The following is a 23356-nucleotide window of genomic DNA, read 5'->3' on the forward strand; positions in this document are numbered from 1 at the left end:
GATGTGCGGTGTCGGAGGGAGACGCGATGGCGCGTGTGCTGGTGTTCATGGTGGCGGACGGCGAGCTGGACGCGGACCGGCGCGGGGTGCGCGACCTGCTGTCCGGCCTGTCCGACCTGTACCTGGACCGGGGCGTGGATCTCAAGGTCGTGGACTGGGACCCGCACGAGCCCGACCCCGAGGTGCGGGAGGGCAACCGGCGTCTGATGGAGGGCTGCGACCTGTGCGTGTTCCTGTTCCTGACCCGGGTCGACCCGCAGGTCGCCGACGAGCTCGAACGGCTGATCGGCCTGACCCGCGAACGGGGCGAACACGGGCGGCCGGGACGCCCGTACGTGGCGACCTGGTTCCGCGACCCGCCCGATGGAGAGGTGACTCCCGGGCTGGAGCGTCTGCGTTCGCGTCTGTCGGACGGATACGGGCATTTCTGGAACAAGTACCCCCACGTCGACTCCCTCAAGCTCGGCATGGTCCTGCTGCTGGTCAGGTGCCTCGACACCGGTGCGGGCGTCGAGATCCGCGGCGACGGCGACGGCACGGCCGTGTATCTCGACGGCCGACGTCTGGACATCGACCTGAACGATGTGGCCTCCTACCGGGGCTATCGCAGGATTCGCGAGCTCGACGACCGCTACCGCGACTGCGATCTGGAGTACCGGTCCCTGCGCGAGGAATACCGGCACGACCGGGATGATGACGAGCTGAGGGACCGGTACGCACGGGTCGCGTCCGAGCATGCGTCCCTCCTTAGGGAGCTCGAACGGGCGTACGAGGACTACCTGCGCCTGCTGAACGACATCGCCGCCGTCAACGACGGCGGGCGCCCGCTCTCCGCGCGTCTGACGGACGCCTACCACGCGCTCCAGGACGGCGATACGGACCGGGCGCTCGAGATCCTCGACCTCGAGGCCATCACGGCGGACGCCGAGCACGACGCATCCGCGTACCGTGCCGAACAAGCGGCCGCCGAACTGCACACGCGTCTCGCCGAGAAGCATAAGGACAACCTACGCGACCGCGTCGCCGAACTCCTCGCCAGAGACAGTGCCCTGTGGTCAAAGCCCGACACCCCCGCCAACCGCGAGCAACGCCTACGTGTACTCAAGGCTGCCGCCGACCTCGAGCTCAAGTTCCGCCTCGGAGTCATCGCCCAGAGTCATCTCGCCAGATACTATTACGATCAAGAAGATTACGACCAGCTGGTGAGCGTATTGACACGCGTTCCTGATCTCGAACGGCTCGTACGTGAGAATCCCGATCATCGGAATCGTGACCTCGCATTAGGGTTGGGGGCCCTTGCAAACCTGTACTGGGATGTTGACCGTATCGACGAGGCCGCGAAAGCATACGAAGCGGCAATCAGGCTGGATCGAGAACTTGGTCGGTGCAATCCCGATCCATGGGACCGTTTTCTCGCCGATAATCTGTGCTCCCTCACGGTCCTGTATGAGCACGCAGGTCGATTCGATGAAGCGGAAAACGTGTACAAGGAATCGATTGAATTGTGCCGTGAGCGTGCGCAGCAGCATCCCAACGACTGTCCTGACGTATGGGGATCCGCCCTTATCATCTGTCTGAAGGATCTTGCCTATCTGTACTATCGCACCGGTCGGTACGAGGAGGCGAAGCGGGAATGGACGGAGGCGCTGCGTTTGGCCGAGCTTTGTTCCCGTCCCGACAGGGATCTGATCAAGGACATCACCGAGCAACTGCGGCTGCTTGATGACGAACGGTGACGTGGGTGACCGCCGGAGAACTATAACGCCGGCGGTCACCCGTCCACGTCACTGTTCCCGTCGTCGTTCTTCGCTGTTCTCGTTCCGCCGGTGCTCGGTCAGCAGATCGATGTACCGGTCGCCGACCCGCGGCCACATGAGGACGGCGCTGCCCAGCATGAACTCCAGCGTCTCCATCGAGGGCAGATCGCCGCCCATGCACGGTACCCCGATGCGGAACATGATGGTGCCGTCGTCCTCGTCGATGAGGAAGGCACCCATCCGCAGCCCGGCGTTCTCGTGATTCACCATCGCGATGAGATCGGCGACGCAGGATCTGCTGGGCGCTTCCGGGAGGATAGGCAGGATCGTCGTGAACGTGATGCTGCCGGCATTGGGGCCGAAGGTGACGACCAGCGAGAGCCTGTCGATCTGCCCGGGCGTCGGGGCGTACGTTTCGGATATATCCATGCGGCAGATGAACCTGCCGGTCTCCCAATTGACGCCGTAGCGCAGGTCCTTCGATTCGAGGAACCGGGCCACGAGGTCCTGGAGTCGCTCGTTATGGCGCGAGGTCATGGTCTTCCTTTCGGTGCGGGGCGGCTTCCTGTACCGCCCGATGTCTCATATAGGCGTATCGGACGGGAGCTCCACCGGAAAACCGCCGGAAACCGTCAGGCAACCGGCGTGGCGGCCGTCAGCCCGTGTACTCCCACGGATTGACGAGTGCGACCCCGGTGCCCTCGAAATCCTTGATGTTGCGCGTCGCCACGGTCGCGCCGTGCGCCCGTGCGATCGCCGCGATCATCGCATCCTGTGTTCCTATGGGGTGCCCTGATGCCCGTCGTGTGGCGACGATGGCCGCATAGTGCGATGCGGACGCGGCATCGAAGGACAGCGTTCTATGCCGGAAGTTGTCGATGATCGCCGACGTGGTCTGTTTGAGCGTCTCTTTTCTGCGTGATTCCGGCAGCAGGGCGACGCCATACAGCAGCTCGGCGATGGTGATACTTGTGGTGTGAAGGGTCTGAAGACGCTGCGATATGACCCAATCGCGGACGTTGACGTTCATGGGGCTTCTGCTGGTGACTTCGCTGATGACGTTGGTGTCAAGGACGGTGATCATCGTCGTCTCCAAGACCGAGGTCCACGGGGCGTGGGCCGAAATCGTAGGTGTTGCGCGGCGGGCACAGCTCCTCGTCCGGGCCGAGGCCATCGCCGTCGAGCAGACGCTGCATTTCCGCCACGAGGTCGGCGGAGGTGGTGATGCGGTGCGCCAGATATTCGGTGGTGCAGTCCTCCAGCAGCGAACGCACCTCCGCCTCCATGGAGCGGTTGTTGTCCTTCGCCATCCTTTTCAGCGTGTCCAGGCAGTCCGCGGGCACCTTGCGGACGGTGATGGTGCCGGTCGTCTCACTCGTGCTCATCATTGCCTCCTCGCCGTTTCGCCATGACAACACCGTCATGCTGTCATCATGCAGTCATATATGCAAGCACAATGCTAGCAGATGAGGGCAAGGGAAAGGGGGTTGGGGATGTCGCTCGACATTCCCAACCCCCTGCCCGGTGCTGATGGCCGGAGTGACGGAACGTCGCACGCTCAGATGCTCAGCCAGCTGCTGTCCGGCTTGCAGATGGTACGGGCATTGACGAACGCCATCGGCAGGGTCAGGATGGTGTGCGCCTGGGCCGTGCCGTTGGACTGGGACTGCACCACCAGCGCCACGTCCGCGTCCATATGGTCGTTCAGGCAGACCGGCAGCAGGAACTGCATGCTGTCGGTGGTGGGGTAGTAGGAGGGGATCGCCACCTTGTAGTCGAGGCCGACACGCACCAGCGTCTGTTCGATGGCGAGTTCCAGGCGCATGCGCAGGGCCCGGAAGGTGTGCGCATCCTCGAGCACGGCATGGCCGAAGGCTTTCCATGCGGGGTCCTGGGGGTCTTCCGGCAGTTCGCCGAAGCGCTGGCGCGCCGGCGAATCCGGGTGGATCTCGCGCTCGAGGAACGATTTCGGGAGGCGGCCGATGTTGTCCCCGATGATGTGGCTGTAGTCGACCCGGAGCATGTCCCGGTCCTGGATGTCCAGCAGCACGTCGCTCAGGTTCCTGAAGTACGAGGCCCGGCGGGGCAGCTCGGGACGTCCGTTGCGGGCGGGCAGGTTCCGGCTCATCTGCTTGCCGAGCTGGCCGTTGCCCAGTACGCAGAACCCCTGAAGATGCCATTTCGGCATCTGCGGGTTGCCGTACGTCCACACGTTGTGGTCGAAGACCATGTAGATCGGCTCGTAGGAGCCCCGATCCACCAGTCCGGTGTTGACGGCCGCGAAGCCGGAGGGGACGTCCTTGTTGAAGACGATCTTCCCTTCCTTGTGCAGGTGGTGGAACGTGTAGGTGATGTAGGTCGCCAGCAGGGCGTGCGCGTGCTGCTGCCCCGGCATCTCCCAGTTCTCGGGCAGCGCCATGGCGGCGAGCCCGTCGATCTTCGCCTGGTAGGAATCGGGCGATTCGGGGTTGGCGCCGCCGAGGAACGCGAACGTGCGCAGCGTGTCCCTGGCGGCCGTGGCACCCGCTCCGTTCGCCGCGTCCACGCGGCTGAGATAGAACGGCAGACGCGAGTCCGGGCGGGAGCGCTTCACCGTCAGACGCAGCGTCGTCGCGCCGCCGGGCGCCCGTCCGTCCGTCTGCGCGGTGAAGACGGCGCTTTCGCCGTCGTCGGTCACGGTCACGGCATGATCGTCGAGGGCCTTGGCCCAGGCGTCGTTCAGGAAGTCGGCCGGCTCGGTCGCCGCGCCGATGCGGGGCAACAGTCGGGCGATGGACGTGGAGGGGGTGAGCACCCAGTCGGCGAACGCCGTGCCCGCGTCCATGTACCGTTCCAGCGACGGGGAGGCCTCGGCCGGCCGGTTCGGGGTCGCCTGCGCCTCGGCCGGCCGTGCGGGCATGGATGCGGGAGTCGTCTCCGGCGCCGCCTCGGCCGGGGTGATGAGGTATTGGGGCGTGATGGTGGGGGCGTCGGGGTCCGGTGCGATGTGGATGACGCCGTGCAGCTCCACCATGCGGAGGAATTCCATGAGCCTGTACCCGGCGTAGTCCACGCCGGCCTTCCTGAGCTTCTTCCCGGCGAGGATGGAACCGATGGACGTGGTGCCGTCGCCGAACAGCGCGTCGCGCACCGAGACCGCCGTCTCCATGTCCACCGTGACCTTGTGGGACGATGCGATGGTGTTCTGGTCCTGCATGATGACTCCTTTGCCGCATATACGCCGGGCGGCGGTATATGCCTGAATATCGATCGGTTGAATTTGGGTGATGCCGTGCATAGACGCATCCGGAGGCGAATCGGACGGAAAACCGGAATCCGTTTGAGTCGGTTGCGAGTCGGTTGCGGATCGGGCGCGAACTATGGATGCGGCCGCACGGTAGGATGACGGTAGGAGTCGGGAGGCCGGTCGGACGAACTTCGGTGAGGAGGTCGCATGGAAACGTCGTCGCCCGTCGTCGGGGCTGCCCGTACGGGCGCACGCAGGGCCGTCGCGCCCGGTGACGGCGGCCGGCGCGTGCGCGTCGTCCTGCTGACGGTCGTGGCCGTGCTGTCCGTGCCGATGGCCGCGTACGCGGTGTGCGCGAACATGTTCGATCTGGTTCCCGCGGCATTGATGACGGACGTCGTCAAGCCCGTCTACCCGTGGTTCAACGATTGGTTCCTCATCGCGGCGCCGGTTCTGGCCGCGGCGTCGTCGCTGCCCGCATGCGCCGGGGACGGCGACGCGTACGCGCGTTGGCGTCGTGGCATTGTGGCGCCGTTGGCGGTCGGCGCCGTGCTGTGCGCGGCGAGCGGCGTGATCCGCGCATTGTTCGTGATCATCGCGCGGCGGACGTATACCGCGTCGCAGTCGAAGCCGTTCGTCGGCACGGAACCGTCCTCGCGCGCGGCGGACGCGTACCACATGCTGATGAGCTGCGTCGAGATCATGGGAGCGGCGGTGACGGTGACGTGCGCGCTGCTGCTGGCCGTCGCGGCGTTGCGGTCACGCTCGTTGGCCGCACATGACGGCGGCATGACCACCGGTGGCGCCGTGGGCGCGGTCGCGAACGCGTCGTTCGCCATGACCTGCGTCGCCGCGGCGGCGAAAGGCGCGCACGGCCTGTCGATGCTGCTGCTGGAGATCCGGGAGATCGCGCGCAACGGTTCGGTCGTCGACAGCCTCAGCGGGCATGGCGTATACGGCTACCGGCTGGTGACCTCCACGACCGATCCGCTGCAGCGGATCGCCGTATACGGGCAGTTCGTCGACGGGAGCCTGCGGCCGGTGGCGTTCCTGCTGGTATGCGCCGGAGGCCCGCTGGCCATGACGGCGCTCGCGGTGGGCGGTCGGCTCGGACGGCGGTGGCGCCGCCTCGCCCGCCTGTGCGCCGTGGTGACGGCGGGATGCGCCGTGGCCGCCGTATGCCAGGGGCTGTATGCCGCGCTGTTCGCGATACGGGTGCAGTATCCGTACCTTGAGGTGACGGACATCCACTCCCTGAACGGGAACTCGAACACCGCCATGTGGACGGACGCCATGGACGCCGCCTACGGCACGGCCGCGGCATGGTACCGTACCGTCCGCATGTCGTTCACGGGCGTCATGCTGGCCGCGTGGGCGGCGCTGCTGGCGTGCGCGCTGGCCGCGGCGGTGGCGCACCGGCGCGTATGGCTGTCGCGGGAGGTGTCATGAAACAGGGTGTGCGGGTCATCACGGTGGCGATCGTCGGGCCTTCGGACACGGAGGACGCGAAACGCCTCATCGAACGGGCGGTGAGCATGTGGACGCGCGTGAACCGGCGCCTCGACATCCGTTTCGAGACGCAACGCTGGCCTCGCGACACGACCCCCGTGCTGCGCGACGGCAGCGACGGTCAGGAGGTCACGAACGAGCAAATCATCGACAATGCCGACATCGTGATCGCGGTGTTCGCCTCCCGCCTGGGCACGCCCACGCCGCGCAACGGGTTCAGCGGCACGGCCGAGGAGATCGACTACGCGTTCCGCAGGTTGGACAAGGCATGCCACGTGTACTTCCGCGATGGCGGGCCCGATGCGGACGCGGACGACGGGGAATACCGCCGGCTGAAGGCGTATCAGGCGCAGCTGCAACGCAACACGGGACTGACCGGCGTATGGCCGGACAACACGGTCGAGGGCTGGTTCGTCGCCGTCTCCGACGTCATCGACCGGTATCTCGTGGCGCATGGACTGGTCGCGGCCGGCGGTCGCGCGGCACGGCCCGGCACGGGCCTGTTCGGCGGGCGCGGCGCGGACGGCATGCGCCGCCGCCGGACACGCGCCCTCGGCGGGCGGCGCCTGATCATGATCTGCGCCGCGCTGCTCGCGGTGGTGGTCGTGGCGACGACGACGATGTACCTGCGATTCGTCAAGCCGGCGGCCGACCAGATCGTGCGAACCCGTGACGTGCTGGCGAACAGCACGCCGTACGACGCCACCGCCAATCAGGGCGACGAGACGAAGTACCTCCGCACGCTCTCGTGCGATTCGAGCGCCAGCTATTACGGTGTCTACCGTGATCTCGTCACGACGACGCGAGACCGGTACCGGACCAAGGCCGCGGACGGGTCGATCTACGACGGGCTGACGCAGGACGACTCCGGCCGGGAGTACGTGCGCATCCTCCTCGCGACGCTCGACGAGGCCGTGGACGGGATCGACCGTTGCCCGGCCACCACATCCGAAGACGAGCTGAACGACTACTACAGGGTCAGGCTCGACGCGGTGCGCGACCTGGTGGACCGGTTCGAAGCCCATGAGGACCTCGGCGTCACCATCGCCGCCAAGGAAGGAAAGACCTCGTACTCACTGATCGAGGAACCCCGGCTGCCGGGGGCGGCGCAGGTGACGAGGCTGGAGAAGGCGGTCCGCGGCGTGGACACGGGCGCCGACGCGGACGGCGCCTACGGGGCGGCCGGCGAGGCGCTGGTCAAGGCCGCCGGGCTTACCGTCAGCAACGACACGGACCGGCTCGCCGCCCATTGCTCCGGAACGTACGCGAACCCCAGCGCCTTCTGCCCGATGGACGCCACGGTGATCACCATCGACGCCCATTCATACCGCTCCGCCCTCAAGGAGGCGTCCTACACGGACCGGATCAAATACGACATCGCGAAGTACTTCGTCTACGCGCGGTGCGGCGCGGAGAACCCGCCGATGGGCGTCGCCGGGGAGGGTATCGCGGCGAGCTACGCCGTGAGGTATCTCGACGCGAACAGGCGATCCCTCGCCTCCTCCATGCAGCACGTGTCGTATGCGGAACGGTACACGATGACCGCCGCCACGGACGACGCGGCGAAACTCGTGCATGGCGGCACGTGCAAGGTGGAGGCGGATTGAGGAGGAGCCGTCACCCGAGGCCCCACCCCAGCCACTGCGCCAACGGGGACGGTTCCTCCGGCCTGTGGTCGAGACGGGAATCGACGTACAGCAGCAGGTAGGTGAACGCCGTCATCACGATCAGGACGGGCAATGTTCCGGCGACGGTGCCCGCAGTGCCCGCATACAGCGGCAGCATCCATCCGAAGCCGCGGGAGAGCGCGAGGACGACGGCGCCGCACGCGCACAGGTGCGCGGGCCAGGACAGGTCCCGCGCGGCCAACGCGCATGAGACGCGGCACGGCACCTGCACGGCGAAGTACAGGCCGATCAGCGCCAGGCAGATCCGGGCCGTGACGGCGGCCGGCGGCGCGAACGACGCGTCGGCCACCACGGCCAGGGTCCCCACCGTCACCGACGTCATCATGACGGCCGCCATGGTCGCCAGGCACGTCACGATGCGCGCGAACAGACGCCGCGCCGGGCCGTGCGGGCACGATCCGCGCGTGAACCCGCGGCGCATGCCGGTGCATTCGGCGACGATGAGGGCGACCGCCGGCAGCTCCCAATCGGAATCGGCGAACGAGTCGGAAAGGTCGTAGCACAGCATGCGCATCATCGTGCCGACGTCTGCGCCGGGCAGGTCCGCGAAGATGCGGATGTCGTCAAGCAGCAGCGTCAGGTTCACCATCATCGCGACGACGAGGAACGCCGACCGCAGCGCCGTGCGGCACAATAGCGCCGGCGTGGGCGCGGGCGGCGGCGCGAGAGGCGATGCGGCGGGCGTCATGGCGTCGGTGGTCATGATGGGTCCTTTCCGTTCAGGTCAGCGGTCGTCGCGGCTGAACAGCAGCACGCTCACGCGGACATGGTCGATGTCGTCGCGGGTGGCCATGGACCAGATGATCGTCATGGTGTTGTCGGACGGCAGTTCGGGGCCCATCGGCAGCATGCCGACCTGCCTGAAGCCCATGGAGCTGGGCATGAGGACATGGAACGACGCCTGGAACGCGGTGGGCGGCAGTTCGCCGGCCACCGCATCCGCCAGCGCGCGCTCGCCCAGAGTGTCGATGGCCGGCTGGTCGTCGGCCGCCGCCGTGGCCGTGCCGCACCAGATGCGGTCGCTGTCGCGCGCGACTTTCAGCAGGGACTCGGCCTCGCCGAAGATGTTTCGCTCCGGGGGCTGGCAGTCGGCGAGCATGTCGGCGAAGGCCCCGACCGCCTGCGCGGTCCTACGGGCGGTGTCGTCGGTGTGATCGATGTGGTCGATGTGATCGATGTGACGGTCGGACATGGGAACCTCCTATGGATGATGCGGGGACCTTGGCGTCCCCGTACCGTCCATAGACGCATTCCGTCGGCGGCCCGCCGGATTTCCTTCCGGGCGTGTCGCGTCACGCGGGCGTGATGCTGACGCGTTCCGGCAACGCCCCGCCGGGGGAGGCGACCATGCCGAAACGCGCCGGGCGCATGGCGACGCCCGTGGTGACGGGATCCAGCGTGGTGGACGTGCCGTCCGGCCAGTGCAGCGTCACCCGGTAGGTGCGTGGTTGCGTCTGTGATTCCAGCAGCACGACGACCATGCCGGGCTTCGTGTCATGGCGGCGCGCGAGCACCGTCAGCCGGTCGGCGTGGAACCGGACCTCCCACGCCTCCGGCGGCTCGGCATCCCCGTCGGGCGAGGCGTCCCCGCGCGTGCCGACGGTGGCGAGCATCGTCTCGTCGAACCGGCAGGCCTCCAACTCCAGGCTGAACAGATCCATGTCCCAGTCGACGTCCGTCCAGCCGCGGCCGGCGGCGTGCGCGATGTCCAGATTGGGGTGCGGACCGCCGTCGAGCTCCTCCCGGCGGATGGAACGCCGGAAGCCTTCGGGCAGCGCCTCCAATCCGGTCTCGTCCGCGGCGCCGATGGCGTCCTGGTACTCCTCCCAGATGCCGTTCACCCGGCTGATCAGTTCGGGATCCGCCAATACCGCGTGGGCCAGCTCCTCGCCGAACCCTCCGGTCGCGCCCTGGGCGATGGTCCACGCCGAGATCTCGGGGCCCACACGGTCGTGCCACACCTCCCGTGCGGCCAGACGCGCGGCCGGGCCGTGCAGCAGGTCGTCGAACGTCCGATCGTCACTCATGGCCGTCGCCTTTCTCGTGTGTCCGGCTGTGGCCGCGCCCATGCCCGTCGGGCTTCAGGGCGATGCCGCAGGGGGATTCGATGCAGACCGGGGGCAGGGGCGCCTTCTGGAGGAGGGCGACGAGATGCTCCGCGGCGTGCAGCACGTCCGCATCGGTGATCGTTCCGGAATCCGGATGCGGCGTGCCGGTCCTGTCGACGTGCATCCGGTCCCGTGCGCACCTGCGGGCGTCGAGGATTCCCTCGTGCGCGCGGTCGAGGCCGTCGTTGTTCCGCCGCCGCCCGATATCGGCCTTCGCCTTGGCCAGCGTCTTGTGCAGGGAGTCGATCTTCTCCCGGTTCTCCCGCGCTCCCTCCGGTGCGGAGGCTCCCGCGGCGAGACATCCCCAGCGCGCCGTGTCGACACGGCAGATCGGGGCGTCGGTGCGCAAATCGGTGTCGAGGACGCCTGCGACGGCGATGGAATCGCGCGTCAGCTTCATGGCGTCGCCGGCGGACCGGTCCCTGTCGAAGGCGGCGTCCAATAGGAGGACGGCCTTTTCGACGTCGTCCCTGTCGGCGAGCTCGTGCCTGCCCAGGGCGCCGATCATGTACATGAGACGCTTGAGCATGTCCTTGCCTTGGGTGCGGTCCCGGTCGGTGACGTCTCGGGACCCGTCGCCCGGTTCCGCGGAATCCGTGGAATCCGTGGAATCCGTGGAATCCTCCCGTGTGGACGCCTTGCCTTGGGTGCGGTCCCGGTCGGTGACGTCTCGGGACCCGTCGCCCGGTTCCGTGGAATCCGTGGAATCCGTGGAATCCGTGGAATCCTCCCGTGTGGACGCCTTGCCTTGGGTGCGGTCTCGGTCGGTGACGTCTCGGGACCCGTCGCCCGGTTCCGTGGAATCCGTGGAATCCTCCCGTGTGGACGCCTCGATCTCACGCAGTGCCCGGCACCATCCCTCCCTGACCCTGAACGGCGCACAGTGCCCGTGGTCCTCGGCGGCCTCCCGGTCCAGCCAGCCGAAGAACGCCTTGAGCGTGTCCTTCTGGGATTCACGGCGCCGCCGTTTACGCCCGTCGTGCTCCGCGTCAAGCGCCGTCTGACGGTTGAGGCTCGTGGCCTCCCCGTTGTTTTCCCGCTCGCTTTCGATGGAGACGAGCCCCGGATCGCCCGACTGCGATCCGAGATACTTCAGACAGGCTTTCTTCAGTACGTGGCGGTCCTTCGTCATGTATCGCAGCACTTCCTCGACATTGGCCGTGGCCTGGTCGAAGCCGTTGCTCTGGGAGCGGCGGTTGGCCAGCGCCACGATGGCGTCCAATGCGGCGTCGTAGGCGATGGAACACGCCGCGTTCCCGGCATCGGAAGCCCCGTCCTTCGCATACCGGAGGTACATGTCCAACGTGGTGCGTCGTGCGATGAGCCACGCCTCGGCGGGGGTGGAGGGAATTGCGGAGGGCTCGGATCGTTCCCGTTGCACGGGACGGATGCAGCAGTGGTCCAGCAGCGCCTTGTAGTAGGCGCAGGCCAGTATCCAGATACGCACCGCGGGCACGGCGCGCGGGGTGCGCGCGACCGCGAAGTCGGGCCGGTTCCCGCCGTATGGCCGCGGAAGGAACGATTGGTCGAAGTTCCTGGAGATGAACTCGAGCCATTGGGTCCGCGCCAGGTCGACACGCCGTGCGAATTCCCCGCTCCCGCCGAAACCGGCGAGCGGGTTCCCCCGTATGCCCGCATAACTGGGACCGGCCGCCGCCTTCGCGGTCTCCTCATGGGAGAAGGCGGCGACGATGCCCTCGGACTGTCTCCTGAACCCGTCGTCGTCGACGGCACGCTCGGCCACCTCCCGTGCGATGCCCTCGTACCATTGCCGCGCGATGCCGCAGGCATCGTCGACGGGATCGCCGTACGGGAACCGTGGGTTGCGGTCGTTGCCGAACCGGTCCCGTCCGGGGGCGTCCCCGAACCGTCGCCGGAAATCCCTGCACCATTGCACCGCCCACGAACCGGCCTGCACGGCCAGCCGGCGTTTCGCCCGGCCCATGATCGTGGCATCGGTGCCGTACGAGTCCGGATCCTTGTCCTTGTCGGTGCGCAGATATGTTTCGATGGAGAAGCCCGGGTCCTTGTCCTTGTCGGTGCGCAGATATTTTTCGATGGAGAAGCCCGGGTCCTTGACCGGACGCGGCTGCCTCTCCTGATCCAACAGCATGCAGGCGTACTTGAAGATGGTCTCATGCCTGCTCTGGATGTTGGCCAGTTCGTTGAACACGTCCGCGATATGCTGTTTCGCCCCTTCGGGCAGATCCGCGTATTCGGGAAGACGCCGGTAGTAGATCGGCTTCGCAGGCACGGCGGTCCGTCCGTCGACATTGCGCGCGGGCCGTTCCGCGCCCGATGCGCCGACCGCGATGCCCTCGAACGTGGAAGCGGACGTCATGGCATGCTCCCCTCTCCTATGCGGATGGAACCCTTATCCTCAGAATATACCGGCTATATACTGGGCTTGGATGCGGGCACGTTACGGAGGGGGAGAGGCGATGACGAAACAGGGACAGGCGTTGTACGTGGGCATCCAGCGCTACGAGCACCACGAGGACCTGCGCTGCTGCCGCGCGGACGCCGAAGCCATGGCCGGAGCCCTGCGCTTCGACTGCGAAGGGCACCCGAACTGGGAGACCACGGTGCTCGTCGACGGCGCCGGCGACGTCGTGGACGGGAAGTCGTTCAGGGACGAGGTCGGACGCATGCTCCGTACGGCCGACCACGACAACGTGCTGCTGTACTATTCCGGCCACGCGTTCCGGCTCGACGACGGCGACCTGCTGCTCGCCTCGTACGAGGACGACCCCTCCGCCGCGGACGAGGAACGCGCCGGCCTGCGGTTCTCCGAACTGGTACGGGACGTGCGCGATCATGAGGGCATGTTCCGCTCCGTGGTGGTCATTCTGGACTGCTGCAACGCCGGAGCGCTCGCCGGCGTCGACCTGCCGCGCGACATGGCGGTGCTGGCGGCGGCCCGCGACGGCGAGGCGGCCCGTGAAAGCGGGGCGCACGGCCGGTTCACCGATGCCATGCTCATGTGTCTCGACGGTGCCAGCGCCGACGTGTACGGCAACGTGTCGGTGGTGTCGCTGTTCTCGAACGTGAGCGCCGCCCTGGCCGCGGACGGCCGCGGCGCGCAACGGCCCATGCTCAAGGCGTTCCTGGACCGCGACATCGTGCTCAAACGGACCAGGACCGGCATCACCGAGGAGATGATGACGCGGCTGGTCGAGGCGAAGGACCCGCGCGGGAACGGGACACGCCCCGTGTTCGCCAGTGCCGCATCCGTGTTCAAACCGTACGCGCAGATGGAGGCACCCCTGCCCGCGGACGGCGGCAGGCCCAGCCGCAGCCCCGACGACCGTCCGGAGGATTTCACGCCCCATCAGAAGCTGATGGACGAGATGAAGACGTGGCGCAACGCGTACCTCATCGACATCGTGAACGAGAAGGGGGAGCCCACCGATCTGTTCTGGGCGGTCGTCGACGGCGGCAGCATCCGGCTGACGCCGCGTGGCGCCTACTACTTCGACCTCATGAAACGACAGTCGGGTATGCGCTGACGCGTTTGTTCGGTTCTTCCTCCGGATCCGCGACGGGATGCGCCTATGGAAGGCAACGGGCGGTCACGGGAACCGCCCCCGTCACGGAAGGAAACAGCCATGGAATACGAGCTCACGCCGCTCGCGAAGCAGGTGCGGCGCTACCTGGACGCCGAGGACTACCACTACATCATGGACGGGCCCGGGCACTTCCTGTTCACGATGACCATCGCGAGCAGACTGAACCAGATCATGATGCGCATCTTCGCCGACCACGACACCCTCACGATCATCGGGGAGCCGTTGACCGAACCGCGGCAGGATGATAAGGAGCTCATCGGGAGGATGGCGCTGAAGCTCCACCATTTCAACTTCGGCATGCGCGCGGGGTCGTTCGACATCGACCCCGACGACGGGCAGACGCTCTACCGCGTCGGCGCGCCGTACAAGGGCGGCGACGTCCCCTCGTTCGAAACGCTGCGGTTCATGCTGGGGCTCGTGTATGGCGCGTGGACCTTCCACGGGGACGAATACCTGCGCATGCTGGTCTCCGACGGCGGCTCCGACGCCGACGCCGATGACGCCGATGACGAGGACGACGTCATCTTCGACGACGACGATTTCGAACTCGACGACGAACGGTTCAGGCGCCTCCTCATCGGCCTGTTCGGCGACGATGACGGCGACGTCGACGATGATGACGTCGACGATGATGACGGCACCGCCGGTCGCGCCGGAGATCACGCCGACGGCACCGCCGGCGGCGCCGATCCCGATGGCGACACCCGCACGGCGGCGGACCGCTCCGACCCGCTCGACCGCTACGAGCGCATGCGCGCGACGATGAGCGACGACGAACGCGACCTGCTGCGTTCCGCGGACGAACTCTACCGGTGCGGCCGCGAGGCGATGGAACGGGACGACCCCCGCCATGCGCTGGCCTGCTATCGCGGCGCCCTGAGCGCCTTCCACGATCTGGACGGCAGGATCCCCGAATACCACATCGCCGATGTGCGGTTCTCCATCGCCGAAGCCCAGCTGCGTCTCAAGGACGACGCCGCCGCGAAACGCGAGTTCATCGGGTTCCTGGGGGAGCGCAGGGCGATCCGGGCCAAGTACCATCCGGACCGACCCTTCGCCGACTACAAGGTCGTCGCGGCGCACGAGGAACTCTCCCGCATCTACCGGGCCGAAGGCGACGAGGAGCAGGCGAACCGCGAGACCGTGGCCCGCGACCGCGCCCGCGTTAACCTCGACGTCGAAACGCCCGAAGTGGCCAGGGTGAACGGCTACTGCTACTGACCGCCCGCCCGCGCGCCGACGAATCGCCGGAGCCGTCGCGCGGGCGGCCGTGTTCCCGGTTCGGCGCCCGAAACGCCGGGACGATACGATGGTGACGATTGGCACGATGAAGGGCCGCGGCGTCCATGAGGCGGGCCGGGAAAGGCCCGGGAATCGAGGAGACATGAGGATCGGAACGACCGGGCATCAGCGCATCCCCGACGAGGCGAAAGCGTATGTGGAGCGAGGGCTCGACGAGCTGCTGCGCCGCTATGACGGCGAGGACGTCGTCGGCCTGAGCTCGATGGCGTGGGGCGCGGACCAGCTGTTCGCGGACGCGATGCTGCGCGCCGGGCATCAGGTCGTGGCGGTCATCCCCTGCCGCGGGTACAAGGCCACGTTCGACGAGGCGGGCCTCGCCGAATACGACAGGCTGATGACGCAGGTGCGCACCGCCGTGACCCTCGACTTCCCCGGGCCGGGCGAGGACGCGTTCCTCGCCGCCGGCAAGCGCGTCGTCGACGAATCCGACCTGCTGGTCGCCTTCTGGGACGGGCTGCCCGCCGCCGGCAAGGGCGGCACCGGCGACGTCGTGGCCTACGCGAAGGCGAGGCGCAAGCCCGTCGTCGTGATCTGGCCCGAAGGGGTGCGCCACTAGGGGCCGGAAAACGCCAAGCCGGGGGAATCGTACGCATCGGCGTATGCCGGGATACGTTTCCTCCGGTCCAGGACCGTCAAGCCGGGGGAATCGTACGCGGAGGACCGTATCCGCGTACGATTCCCCCGGCTCTTCCGTTGGCGCCCGCGCGGGATGGGGCTATCGGAGATGACGGACCCACAAAGGGCCGTCATCGAAGAACGTCTGAAAGGGGCGGCACCATGGGAAGGACACGGCAGCTACGGTTCGCAAGACTCACCGAACGTGATGCGTTCATGCCGGAGGCGATCATCGCCGTGCAACGGCCGATCGTGATCAGGGCCGGAGGCAGACCGAGGCAATCGCACGACTGGCTGGCCGCGCTCTTCGACCGCAGGACGATGATCGCACGCTATCGCAAGGACCATCGCCTGCCGGACGAAGGCTACCTGCACGTGCTCATCGAGGGATGCCTGGAGGTGGTGGGCATCGAACGACAGGAAGCCCTGTCGTTGCAGGAACCGCTGCGCTGCCGTGCGCTGGAACTCGCCGAGGAGTGCCGCACCCTGCAGGAGAAGCTGCCGAAGCTGCTGCGGACCTACGACAGGGCCGCCGGGGACGCCGGGCGGACGGCCGGCGCCGAACGGCCGTCGACGGCGGCCGAATGCTACGAATCGCCGGAGGCGATCGCGCGCCGGCGCGGCCGCGAACGCGCGAAAACCCTGCGCGACAGCAGGACCGCGCTGGACGCCGCAAGACGGCGCCTCGCCGAGATCAGAAGCGAACACGCCGTGCTCGAGGACACGTTCTGGTTCCACGAGGGCGCGTTCGTCACCCGTGCCGCGGTGTTGCACGCGCAGTACCGCATCCGCATGGAGGATTTCGCGCGCCGCACCCTGCATTCGTGTCTGCACGAAGGCGAGACCCCCGTCCTTCCCGACATCCCCCGTGGATTCGAGGATCCGGCCCCGTTCCCCCGGTTGCCGGATGTGGCGCCGGGGGAGCTCCCGGCAGCCGTACCGGGGGAATCCATGCCGGAGGAAAGGATCGCGCCGGAGACGGCCACGCCGGGGAACGGGCCCACGCCGGGGAACGGGCCCACGCCGGAGGATGCGGCCGATCGGGCCGGTTCCCGACGCGAGGAGGCCATGCGGCGCGGCGGGGTGACCGCCATCGCGGGCCTGTGACCCGTGACGTCCCGGAGCGGCAAACGAGGGAAAGAAGAAGAGTCAGCCGATTCCCGGGCGTGTCCCCTCCGAAAACCCTCCCGTTTGCGGCTATCGAAGGCGACGGGCACACGGTCCGTCGCCGGAGTCCCACACGAACCCACGCGGGGCCGGACATCAGGAAAGGAACACCCATGCACGACAGGAACGAACCGATGCGAACGATGAACAGGGCCAAGGCCCCTCTCGCGATCCTCTGCGGCGCGGCGCTGGTCGCCGGCCTCGCCGGCTGCGGCTCCGGCGCGGACGACGCCGTCGAATCGAAATACTCCGCCGTCGCCGTGGTGGTCGCGGACACGGCGACGAACCCGGCGCCGTCCCTGACGCAGGACGAACAAACGCTGGTGAAGAACGTCATGCTGACCCACGGCACCGGCAATCTGACCGTCATCTCCGCCGCCGGCGAGCCCCGCACGGTGCGCCCCGATCTCGTCGAATTCGATCCGAGCCAGGGCAACGCCACCGGCAACACCGTGCGGGCGAACAGCAACATGCTCGACCTCGCCGACGCCATGGCCGCCATGCACGCCGCCAGCGACGAGCAGAGCACGCTGGAGGCGATCGCGATGGCCGCCGACTTCCTGGACGCCAACGCGGACGGCGAACCGACGCTGATGATCGTCCACTCGAACGGACTCGACACCGCCGGACCGCTCGCCATGCAACGCACGCTCGCCGCGAACTCGGCTTCCGAACTCGCCGATGCGGCGCACCGGGCCGTCCCCGGCCTCTCCCTCGACGGCATCACGGTGAGACTCACCGGACTGGGCTATCTGGCCGACGACGCGCCCAAGGCGCAGGAACGCCCGTCGGCCGCCGTCCGCTCGCTCATCGAGGACATCTGGACACGCACGCTGAAGACCTTCGGTCCCGCGGACGTCGAAGTGGACAGGACCCCGCTTTCCGGCAAGCACGCGAGCGGGGCGACCAGGAAGGTCACGGCGGTGGAACTGCCGTCCACCTCGGTGACCTGCACGTCCGAGGACGTCAACTACCGGCTGCCGTCGGCGCTGCTGTTCGCCCCCGACAGCGCCGTGCCGTCCGACGCCGCGAAGGACCTGCTCAAGGAGCCGGCGGCCCTGCTGCGCGACAACCCCGGTGCCACGGTGACCGTCACCGGCCACGCGTACGCGGATCCGGCGTATGACGCGCAGGACTACCAGGCCATCTCCGAATCGCGTGCGGCGGCGATCGCCGATGTGCTGCGCACCGGCTACGGGATCGACCCGTCGCGCATCACCTCGCGCGGGGTCGGCGCCGACCGGCCCACGGAAGGATCCGACGGGGCGGCCGGACCCGAGGCCCAACGCCGCGTGGACGTCGTCGTATCCGGCGCCTCGGACGCCTCCTGCACGGTCGGCTGACCCCGGACGCAGCCGGCACGCCCATATCGAAAGACCTATGGAAAGGAACCCCGCCATGAACATGGTGAAGCACATCGGACTTCCCGAATTCGCCGCGGACCGCGAATTCGACGACATCGAACGCAAGGCCATGGAGGAGCTCCAGGGCCTGATCGACGCCCACGCCCTCGATTCGGCGCACGGCGACCTGGTCGACGGCTATGTCGCGAACCTCGCCGCGGGCGTCTACCAGCGGGTCGACCATACCTACCACGACGGTCTGCGCATCCTCGACCGGCGCGGGGAACGTCTCACCGCCCGCCTGTCGCGGTCCCGCTCCGAGGCGGACGCCGCCGCCGACACGGCCGCCGACCTGGAACGGCAGACCGACGCCGTCTACGAGGACTGCCTCGGCCTGCGCGCCACACACGCGGGCGTCGACTGGCGCTCGCGACTCGGCTGGTGGCGGATGGGGGAGAGGGGCGGGAAGACCGGGGAAGCCCCTGCGAGCGCCCCTGTGGCGTCCGGCGCCGCCGTCGAGCCCGATGCCGGCGGGACGGCCGCCGGCGAGGAACGGCGCCGGCCGACGGCCTTCACGGCCGAACCCTGCGTGTTCCCGAAGAGGACGGTGGCGTTCCTGCTGGTCGGCATGCTCATGGAACTGGCCGACCCCATCATGAGTGCATCCCTGTTCGAGGCGGCGCTCAACATGCCGGGCACCACCATATTCGGGGTGAGTCCGTCCACCTGTCTGCTGGTGGTCGCCGTCACCGCGGCGGCGATAGGCATCCCCCTGGCCGTCGGATGCCATCTGGCGTCGCACCGTCGGTCCGGTGAGGGGATGCGCCCGCCGTGGTGGCTCATCGCCCTTGCAGCGATCTGGGGGCTGGTGGGCCTGTCCATGGCCTTCCTGCGGGTGTTCGAGGCGCAGATCGAGGGCGTGCGCCCGAACTACGCCTCCAGCGTGCCGATCGGCCTGTTCATGCTGTGCATGTACGCATGCGCGGGCCTCGACCTGTTCGCCACGTCCCACGCGTATTTCGCCGGCACGTACCACCGCGTGCGCGCCGTGCAGCGCAAGGCCCGGAGGGCCGGAAGGCGCCTCGCCGCCTCCACGGCGCGTACGGAGGAACTCGTCGGCCGGATGGCATCGCTGGATGCCGTGCGCGAACGGTTCACCCGGGAGCGCGACCTGCAGCTCGTCACCCTGCATGCGCGCGAGGACGCCATCAAGAACCTGGCGCGGCTCAGGCTCGCCCGGTCCCTGGCCGACCCCGCCCAGAGCGCGTTGGTCAGGACGCCGCTGCTGCCGCAGAGGTCGCCCGCGGCGGCTCCGTCCACGGCGAAGGCCGCATGATGGTCGGCGACTTCAGCATTCGACGGTGTAGACGCGGGTCTTGTAGTCCTTCCAGTCGGGCAGCGGCCGGCCCGCGTCGAGTGCGCGCTTGATGTCGCCGTAATAATGCAGTTTGCGTTGCACGTGCATCGCGGCCTCCTCGAGCGCGCGGCGCTGCTCGTCGAGCGTCTTCCTGCGCGATTCGAGCAGGTCGAGGATCTCGTCGATGTGCGCCGGCTCGTCCTGTTCGTAGGTGAAGAACCGTTTCAGGTCCTCGATGGTCATGCCCGCGTTCTTGAAGCAGCAGATCGCGCGCAGCCGGTTGATGTGGCATTCCTCGTAGACGCGCCGCCCGCTCGCGTCGCGCCCCACGTTCGTGATCAGCCCCTGGTCCTCGTAGTAGCGCAGCGTGGAGGTCTGCATATGGAACCGGGCCGCCACCTCGCGGATCGTGTACGTCGTCGTTCCGTGATCGGTCCCATGGACCGCCTCGTGTGCCATCGTCCGGCCTCGCTTTCCGTTTCCGGCCGTTTTCGTTCCGTCTTGCCCGTTCCGGCCGGGATGTCTCCGACACGCCGTCGATGCGACGGCGTTTGCCTTCAAGCTTACTTGAACTGAGAGGATGATGGCGACAACCGATGGAACGTCGCCATCGACACACGTCAAAGGAGATCCACGATGCCTGATTTCGCCGCCGCGTACACGCCCGCCGCGAACCGCTACGATTCGATGACCTACAACCGCTGCGGGGCCTCCGGCCTCAAACTGCCGGCGGTCTCGCTCGGCTTCTGGCACAACTTCGGCGACCTCACGCCGTTCGAGCATATGAAGAGCCTGGTGTTCACCGCGTTCGACAACGGCATCACCCACTTCGACCTCGCCAACAACTACGGCCCCGAATACGGCAAGGCCGAATCGAACTGCGGCATCCTGCTCGACAGGTACTTCCGGCGCCACCGCGACGAACTCGTCATCTCCACCAAGGCCGGCTACGACATGTGGCCCGGCCCGTACGGCGACCACGGCTCGCGCAAGTACCTCATCGCCTCGCTGGACCAGTCCCTGACCCGCCTCGGCCTCGACTACGTCGACATCTTCTACCACCACCGCCCGGACCCCGACACCCCGCTCGAGGAGACGATGGGCGCGCTCGCCCGGATCGTGAACTCCGGCAAGGCGCTGTACGTCGGCCTGTCCAACTACGACGGCCCGACCATGGAGAAGGCGGCGAGGATCCTCGACGAGCTGCACGTGCCGTTCATCATCAACCAGAACCGATACAACATCTTCGACCGCACCATCGAGGAGAACGGGCTCAAGGACACGGCCAAGCGCCTCGGCAAGGGCATCATCACCTTCTCGCCGCTCGCGCAGGGCCTGCTCACGAACCGCTATCTCAACGGCGTGCCCGCCGACAGCCGCATCGCGCTCGACCCGCGCTTCCTCCAGGACTCCGCGCTCACCCCGGAGCGCCTCCAGCAGATCCGCGAGCTCAACGACATCGCCATCGCCCGCGGCCAGACGCTCGCCGAGATGAGCCTCGCCTGGCTGCTGCACGACGGCGTCGTCACCTCCGTGCTCGCCGGCGCCTCGAAGCCGCAGCAGATCCTCGACAACATCGGCGCCCTGAAGAACACCACATTCAGCGCCGAGGAGCTCGCCAGGATCGACGAGATCTCCAAGCGCTGAGACCGGCGTCCCCCATTCTCGAACATATTCCCCATCTCGAGAATCAGGGACGCTGACTACTGCGCAGCGTCCCTGATTCTCGGGGTTTCCCTTTTCTTGTCACATCACCAGCCGCGCATCTCGTCGTAGATGCGCTTGCAGTCCGGGCAGACCGGGTACTTGGAAGGATCGTGCTTGGGCACCCACACCTTGCCGCACAACGCGACCACCGGGCGCCCGGTCATCTGCGACTCGGCGATGCGGTCGCGCGAGACGTAGTGGGCGAAACGGTCCGCGTCGCCGTCGTCGGAGCGGCTGGTCTCCTCCTTGGTCTCCGGGCGTTCCAGCACCGCGGTGCCGGTGGCCGCATCCGGATCGGACAGCGGCGACGACGTGTCGGCCTCATCGAAAAACCCGTGTTCCCTCATGATCATGGCAACCTCCTCGAAGCGTCGCATCACTCGTTCCATACCGTCCACCATCATAGTGTCGTCCGCCGTCGCGGTATCAATCGGCGGCGTAACGACGCCGGACCCCGGCGACGCGGTAGGCTATGGGGTATGACCAAAGCAGTGTGCCCCGGCTCCTATGACCCCGTGACCGCCGGACATCTTGACGTAATCGAGCGCAGCGCGCGCTTCTTCGAGGAAGTGCACGTCGTGGTGGCGGTGAACGCGGCGAAGACGCCGATGTTCCCCACCGAGACCCGCGTGGACGTGATCCGCCGCGCATTGGCCAAGGACGGCTGCACGAACGTCGTCGTCTCCTCCACGGACGGGCTCATCACCGACTACTGCCGCGAGGTGGGGGCGTCCGTCATCGTCAAGGGCCTGCGTCAGAACGGCGACTACGAGGCGGAGCTCGGCATGGCGCTGGTGAACCGCAAGATCGGCGACGTGGAGACCGTCTTCCTTCCCGCCGACCCGGTGCTCGAGCACATCTCCAGTTCGATCGTCAAGGACGTGGCGCGCCACGGCGGCGACGTGACCGGCATGGTGCCCGACTGCGTGGTGCCGATGCTCACCGAGGCGTTGTCGAAGGAACGTGACGCGCACGAGGCGCGCAATGAAAGGAACGCATCATGACCGATGCAACCGATGCAGTCGAATCCACCGAATCCGCCGAACCGGCCGAAGGCCGCGGCGACGGCCGTCCGGAAGGATACGTCGACCTGACCGCCGAGCCGGTCGCGCCGACGGCCGAGGCGCCCGCGGCCGCTCCCGCGGCGGGCGACGGCGCGTACGCGGCCGCCCCGTCGCCGCTCGACCCGCCGGCCCCCACGTTCGCCGCCGGGCCGGTCGCGCCGCCGTCCACCGTGGCGGCGCCCGCCGTCGACGCGTCCGGCGTGGATCCCGACGCCGACCCGGAACAGGAGGACGGCGAGAAGCGCGTGCTGCAGTCGCCCTTCCCGCTGCCCGACCTGCGCGAGGGCGACGGGGACGACGCCATGGAGCAGAGCCGCGACGAGTTCACCACCGTCTACGACATCATCGACAAGATGGAGGCCTCGCTCGAGGAGGCGAAGGGCAGCCTGTTCTTCCCCTCGCAGGTGAAGGTGGACCGCGACGAGCTCACCCGGGACCTCGACGACCTCAAGAAGATGCTGCCCGTGCAGCTCGAACGCGCCTCGGCGCTCATGCGCGAGGCGGAACGCCGCCTGGAGGGCGCGCAGACGCAGGCGAACGCCATCGTCGCGTCCGCGCAGTCCCGCGCCGCCGACGTCATCAAGGAGGCCAACGAGCAGGCGCAGTTCCTCGCCGGTCAGGAGCACGTCACCGAACTGGCGCGGCAGAAGGCCCGCACGATCCTCTCCACGGCGCAGACGAAGGCCGACCGGCTCACGCGCGGCGCCGACGAGTACTCGACGAAGGTGATGGAGAGCCTGCGCTCGCAGCTCAACAAGATGAACAACGACGTCGAGGCCGGCCTCAACGTGCTCTACGAGCGCCGCAAGGCCGCCGCGCAGGACATGCCGCACCTCGACATCAGCGACTACCCCGAATCGCGCTGAGCGCGAAGCCGAGGGGGCCGCGGTACGGTGATATGACAATATCGCGGCAATACCGAGAACAGCACAGCAGAGAAAGGC

At 67.7% G+C, this 23356-nt stretch carries 22 protein-coding genes; 12 read left to right on the forward strand and 10 right to left on the reverse strand.

What is annotated here, in order from left to right:
* Positions 1-26 precede the first annotated feature (26 nt).
* Positions 27-1736, forward strand: a complete 1710-nt coding sequence (locus tag GFD21_RS04670) for a tetratricopeptide repeat protein (protein WP_163196783.1) — start codon at positions 27-29, stop codon at positions 1734-1736.
* Between the two features lie 48 nt (positions 1737-1784).
* Here GFD21_RS04670 and GFD21_RS04675 read toward each other — a convergent pair whose 3' ends face one another.
* The 4 genes from GFD21_RS04675 to GFD21_RS04690 form a co-directional block, all read right to left on the reverse strand.
* Positions 1785-2294, reverse strand: coding sequence for a YbjN domain-containing protein (locus tag GFD21_RS04675; protein ID WP_163196784.1), 510 nt, complete (start codon positions 2292-2294; stop codon positions 1785-1787).
* A 118-nt stretch (positions 2295-2412) separates the two neighbouring features.
* A complete protein-coding gene (locus tag GFD21_RS04680; RefSeq protein WP_191996862.1) occupies positions 2413-2841 on the reverse strand; it encodes a type II toxin-antitoxin system VapC family toxin in 429 nt (142 codons plus the stop codon).
* Positions 2825-3145, reverse strand: a complete 321-nt coding sequence (locus GFD21_RS04685) for a FitA-like ribbon-helix-helix domain-containing protein (protein ID WP_163196785.1) — start codon at positions 3143-3145, stop codon at positions 2825-2827. Before GFD21_RS04685 ends, GFD21_RS04680 begins: the two co-directional genes overlap by 17 nt.
* Before the next feature lie 170 nt (positions 3146-3315).
* Positions 3316-4953: a DUF3825 domain-containing protein gene (locus GFD21_RS04690; protein WP_163196786.1), complete on the reverse strand. Its 1638-nt coding sequence runs from the start codon at positions 4951-4953 to the stop codon at positions 3316-3318.
* 237 nt (positions 4954-5190) lie between these two features.
* Here GFD21_RS04690 and GFD21_RS04695 point away from each other — a divergent pair, with 237 nt between their 5' ends.
* Both GFD21_RS04695 and GFD21_RS04700 read left to right on the forward strand, forming a co-directional pair.
* Positions 5191-6432 (forward strand): hypothetical protein, encoded by a 1242-nt coding sequence (locus GFD21_RS04695; RefSeq protein WP_163196787.1) that lies wholly within the window; start codon positions 5191-5193, stop codon positions 6430-6432.
* Positions 6429-8099, forward strand: coding sequence for a hypothetical protein (locus GFD21_RS04700; protein ID WP_163196788.1), 1671 nt, complete (start codon positions 6429-6431; stop codon positions 8097-8099). Before GFD21_RS04695 ends, GFD21_RS04700 begins: the two co-directional genes overlap by 4 nt.
* Before the next feature lie 10 nt (positions 8100-8109).
* Here the strand turns inward: GFD21_RS04700 and GFD21_RS04705 are convergent, their stop codons facing one another.
* The 4 genes from GFD21_RS04705 to GFD21_RS04720 form a co-directional block, all read right to left on the reverse strand.
* Complete coding sequence (locus GFD21_RS04705; protein ID WP_163196789.1) at positions 8110-8883, reverse strand: hypothetical protein; 774 nt, start codon at positions 8881-8883, stop codon at positions 8110-8112.
* Positions 8884-8904: 21 nt separating this feature from the next.
* Entirely contained in the window at positions 8905-9372 is a 468-nt protein-coding gene (locus tag GFD21_RS04710; protein ID WP_163196790.1) for a hypothetical protein, read from the reverse strand.
* A 100-nt stretch (positions 9373-9472) separates the two neighbouring features.
* Positions 9473-10207 carry a hypothetical protein gene (locus tag GFD21_RS04715; protein ID WP_163196791.1) on the reverse strand — a complete coding sequence of 245 codons (735 nt, stop codon included), beginning with the start codon at positions 10205-10207 and terminating at the stop codon, positions 9473-9475.
* On the reverse strand, positions 10200-12629 hold the full coding sequence (locus GFD21_RS04720; RefSeq protein ID WP_163196792.1) for a hypothetical protein: 2430 nt from the start codon (positions 12627-12629) through the stop codon (positions 10200-10202). Before GFD21_RS04720 ends, GFD21_RS04715 begins: the two co-directional genes overlap by 8 nt.
* A gap of 100 nt (positions 12630-12729) precedes the next feature.
* On the opposite strand from GFD21_RS04720, the gene GFD21_RS04725 reads away from it, so the two are divergent.
* The 6 genes from GFD21_RS04725 (at position 12730) to GFD21_RS04750 (ending at position 19620) form a co-directional block, all read left to right on the forward strand.
* The gene (locus tag GFD21_RS04725) at positions 12730-13797 is read left to right on the forward strand and encodes a caspase family protein (RefSeq protein ID WP_163196793.1); all 1068 of its coding nucleotides are present in this window, start codon (positions 12730-12732) and stop codon (positions 13795-13797) included.
* A 99-nt stretch (positions 13798-13896) separates the two neighbouring features.
* Positions 13897-15078, forward strand: coding sequence for a YbjN domain-containing protein (locus tag GFD21_RS04730; RefSeq protein WP_163196794.1), 1182 nt, complete (start codon positions 13897-13899; stop codon positions 15076-15078).
* A 163-nt stretch (positions 15079-15241) separates the two neighbouring features.
* Entirely contained in the window at positions 15242-15715 is a 474-nt protein-coding gene (locus GFD21_RS04735; RefSeq protein WP_163196795.1) for a hypothetical protein, read from the forward strand.
* Positions 15716-15936: 221 nt separating this feature from the next.
* The gene (locus GFD21_RS04740; RefSeq protein WP_163196796.1) at positions 15937-16881 is read left to right on the forward strand and encodes a hypothetical protein; all 945 of its coding nucleotides are present in this window, start codon (positions 15937-15939) and stop codon (positions 16879-16881) included.
* A 173-nt stretch (positions 16882-17054) separates the two neighbouring features.
* Positions 17055-18284 (forward strand): OmpA family protein, encoded by a 1230-nt coding sequence (locus tag GFD21_RS04745; protein WP_163196797.1) that lies wholly within the window; start codon positions 17055-17057, stop codon positions 18282-18284.
* 55 nt (positions 18285-18339) lie between these two features.
* The gene (locus tag GFD21_RS04750) at positions 18340-19620 is read left to right on the forward strand and encodes a hypothetical protein (RefSeq protein ID WP_163196798.1); all 1281 of its coding nucleotides are present in this window, start codon (positions 18340-18342) and stop codon (positions 19618-19620) included.
* Positions 19621-19632: 12 nt separating this feature from the next.
* On the opposite strand, the gene GFD21_RS04755 is transcribed toward GFD21_RS04750, so the two are convergent.
* A complete protein-coding gene (locus tag GFD21_RS04755; RefSeq protein ID WP_163196799.1) occupies positions 19633-20100 on the reverse strand; it encodes a MerR family transcriptional regulator in 468 nt (155 codons plus the stop codon).
* A gap of 177 nt (positions 20101-20277) precedes the next feature.
* On the opposite strand from GFD21_RS04755, the gene GFD21_RS04760 reads away from it, so the two are divergent.
* Positions 20278-21288, forward strand: a complete 1011-nt coding sequence (locus GFD21_RS04760) for an aldo/keto reductase (RefSeq protein WP_163196800.1) — start codon at positions 20278-20280, stop codon at positions 21286-21288.
* A 104-nt stretch (positions 21289-21392) separates the two neighbouring features.
* Here the strand turns inward: GFD21_RS04760 and GFD21_RS04765 are convergent, their stop codons facing one another.
* The gene (locus GFD21_RS04765; protein ID WP_163196801.1) at positions 21393-21701 is read right to left on the reverse strand and encodes a DUF3039 domain-containing protein; all 309 of its coding nucleotides are present in this window, start codon (positions 21699-21701) and stop codon (positions 21393-21395) included.
* Positions 21702-21827: 126 nt separating this feature from the next.
* Here GFD21_RS04765 and coaD point away from each other — a divergent pair, with 126 nt between their 5' ends.
* Together coaD and GFD21_RS04775 are read left to right on the forward strand one after the other, a co-directional pair.
* A complete protein-coding gene (gene coaD / locus GFD21_RS04770) occupies positions 21828-22352 on the forward strand; it encodes a pantetheine-phosphate adenylyltransferase (protein WP_163196802.1) in 525 nt (174 codons plus the stop codon).
* On the forward strand, positions 22349-23278 hold the full coding sequence (locus tag GFD21_RS04775) for an ATP synthase subunit B family protein (RefSeq protein ID WP_225431666.1): 930 nt from the start codon (positions 22349-22351) through the stop codon (positions 23276-23278). The genes coaD and GFD21_RS04775 overlap by 4 nt, the downstream gene beginning before the upstream one ends.
* Positions 23279-23356: the final 78 nt, after the last annotated feature.

Source organism: Bifidobacterium platyrrhinorum (assembly GCF_010667645.1).
GTDB classification, from domain to species: Bacteria; Actinomycetota; Actinomycetes; order Actinomycetales; family Bifidobacteriaceae; genus Bifidobacterium; species Bifidobacterium platyrrhinorum.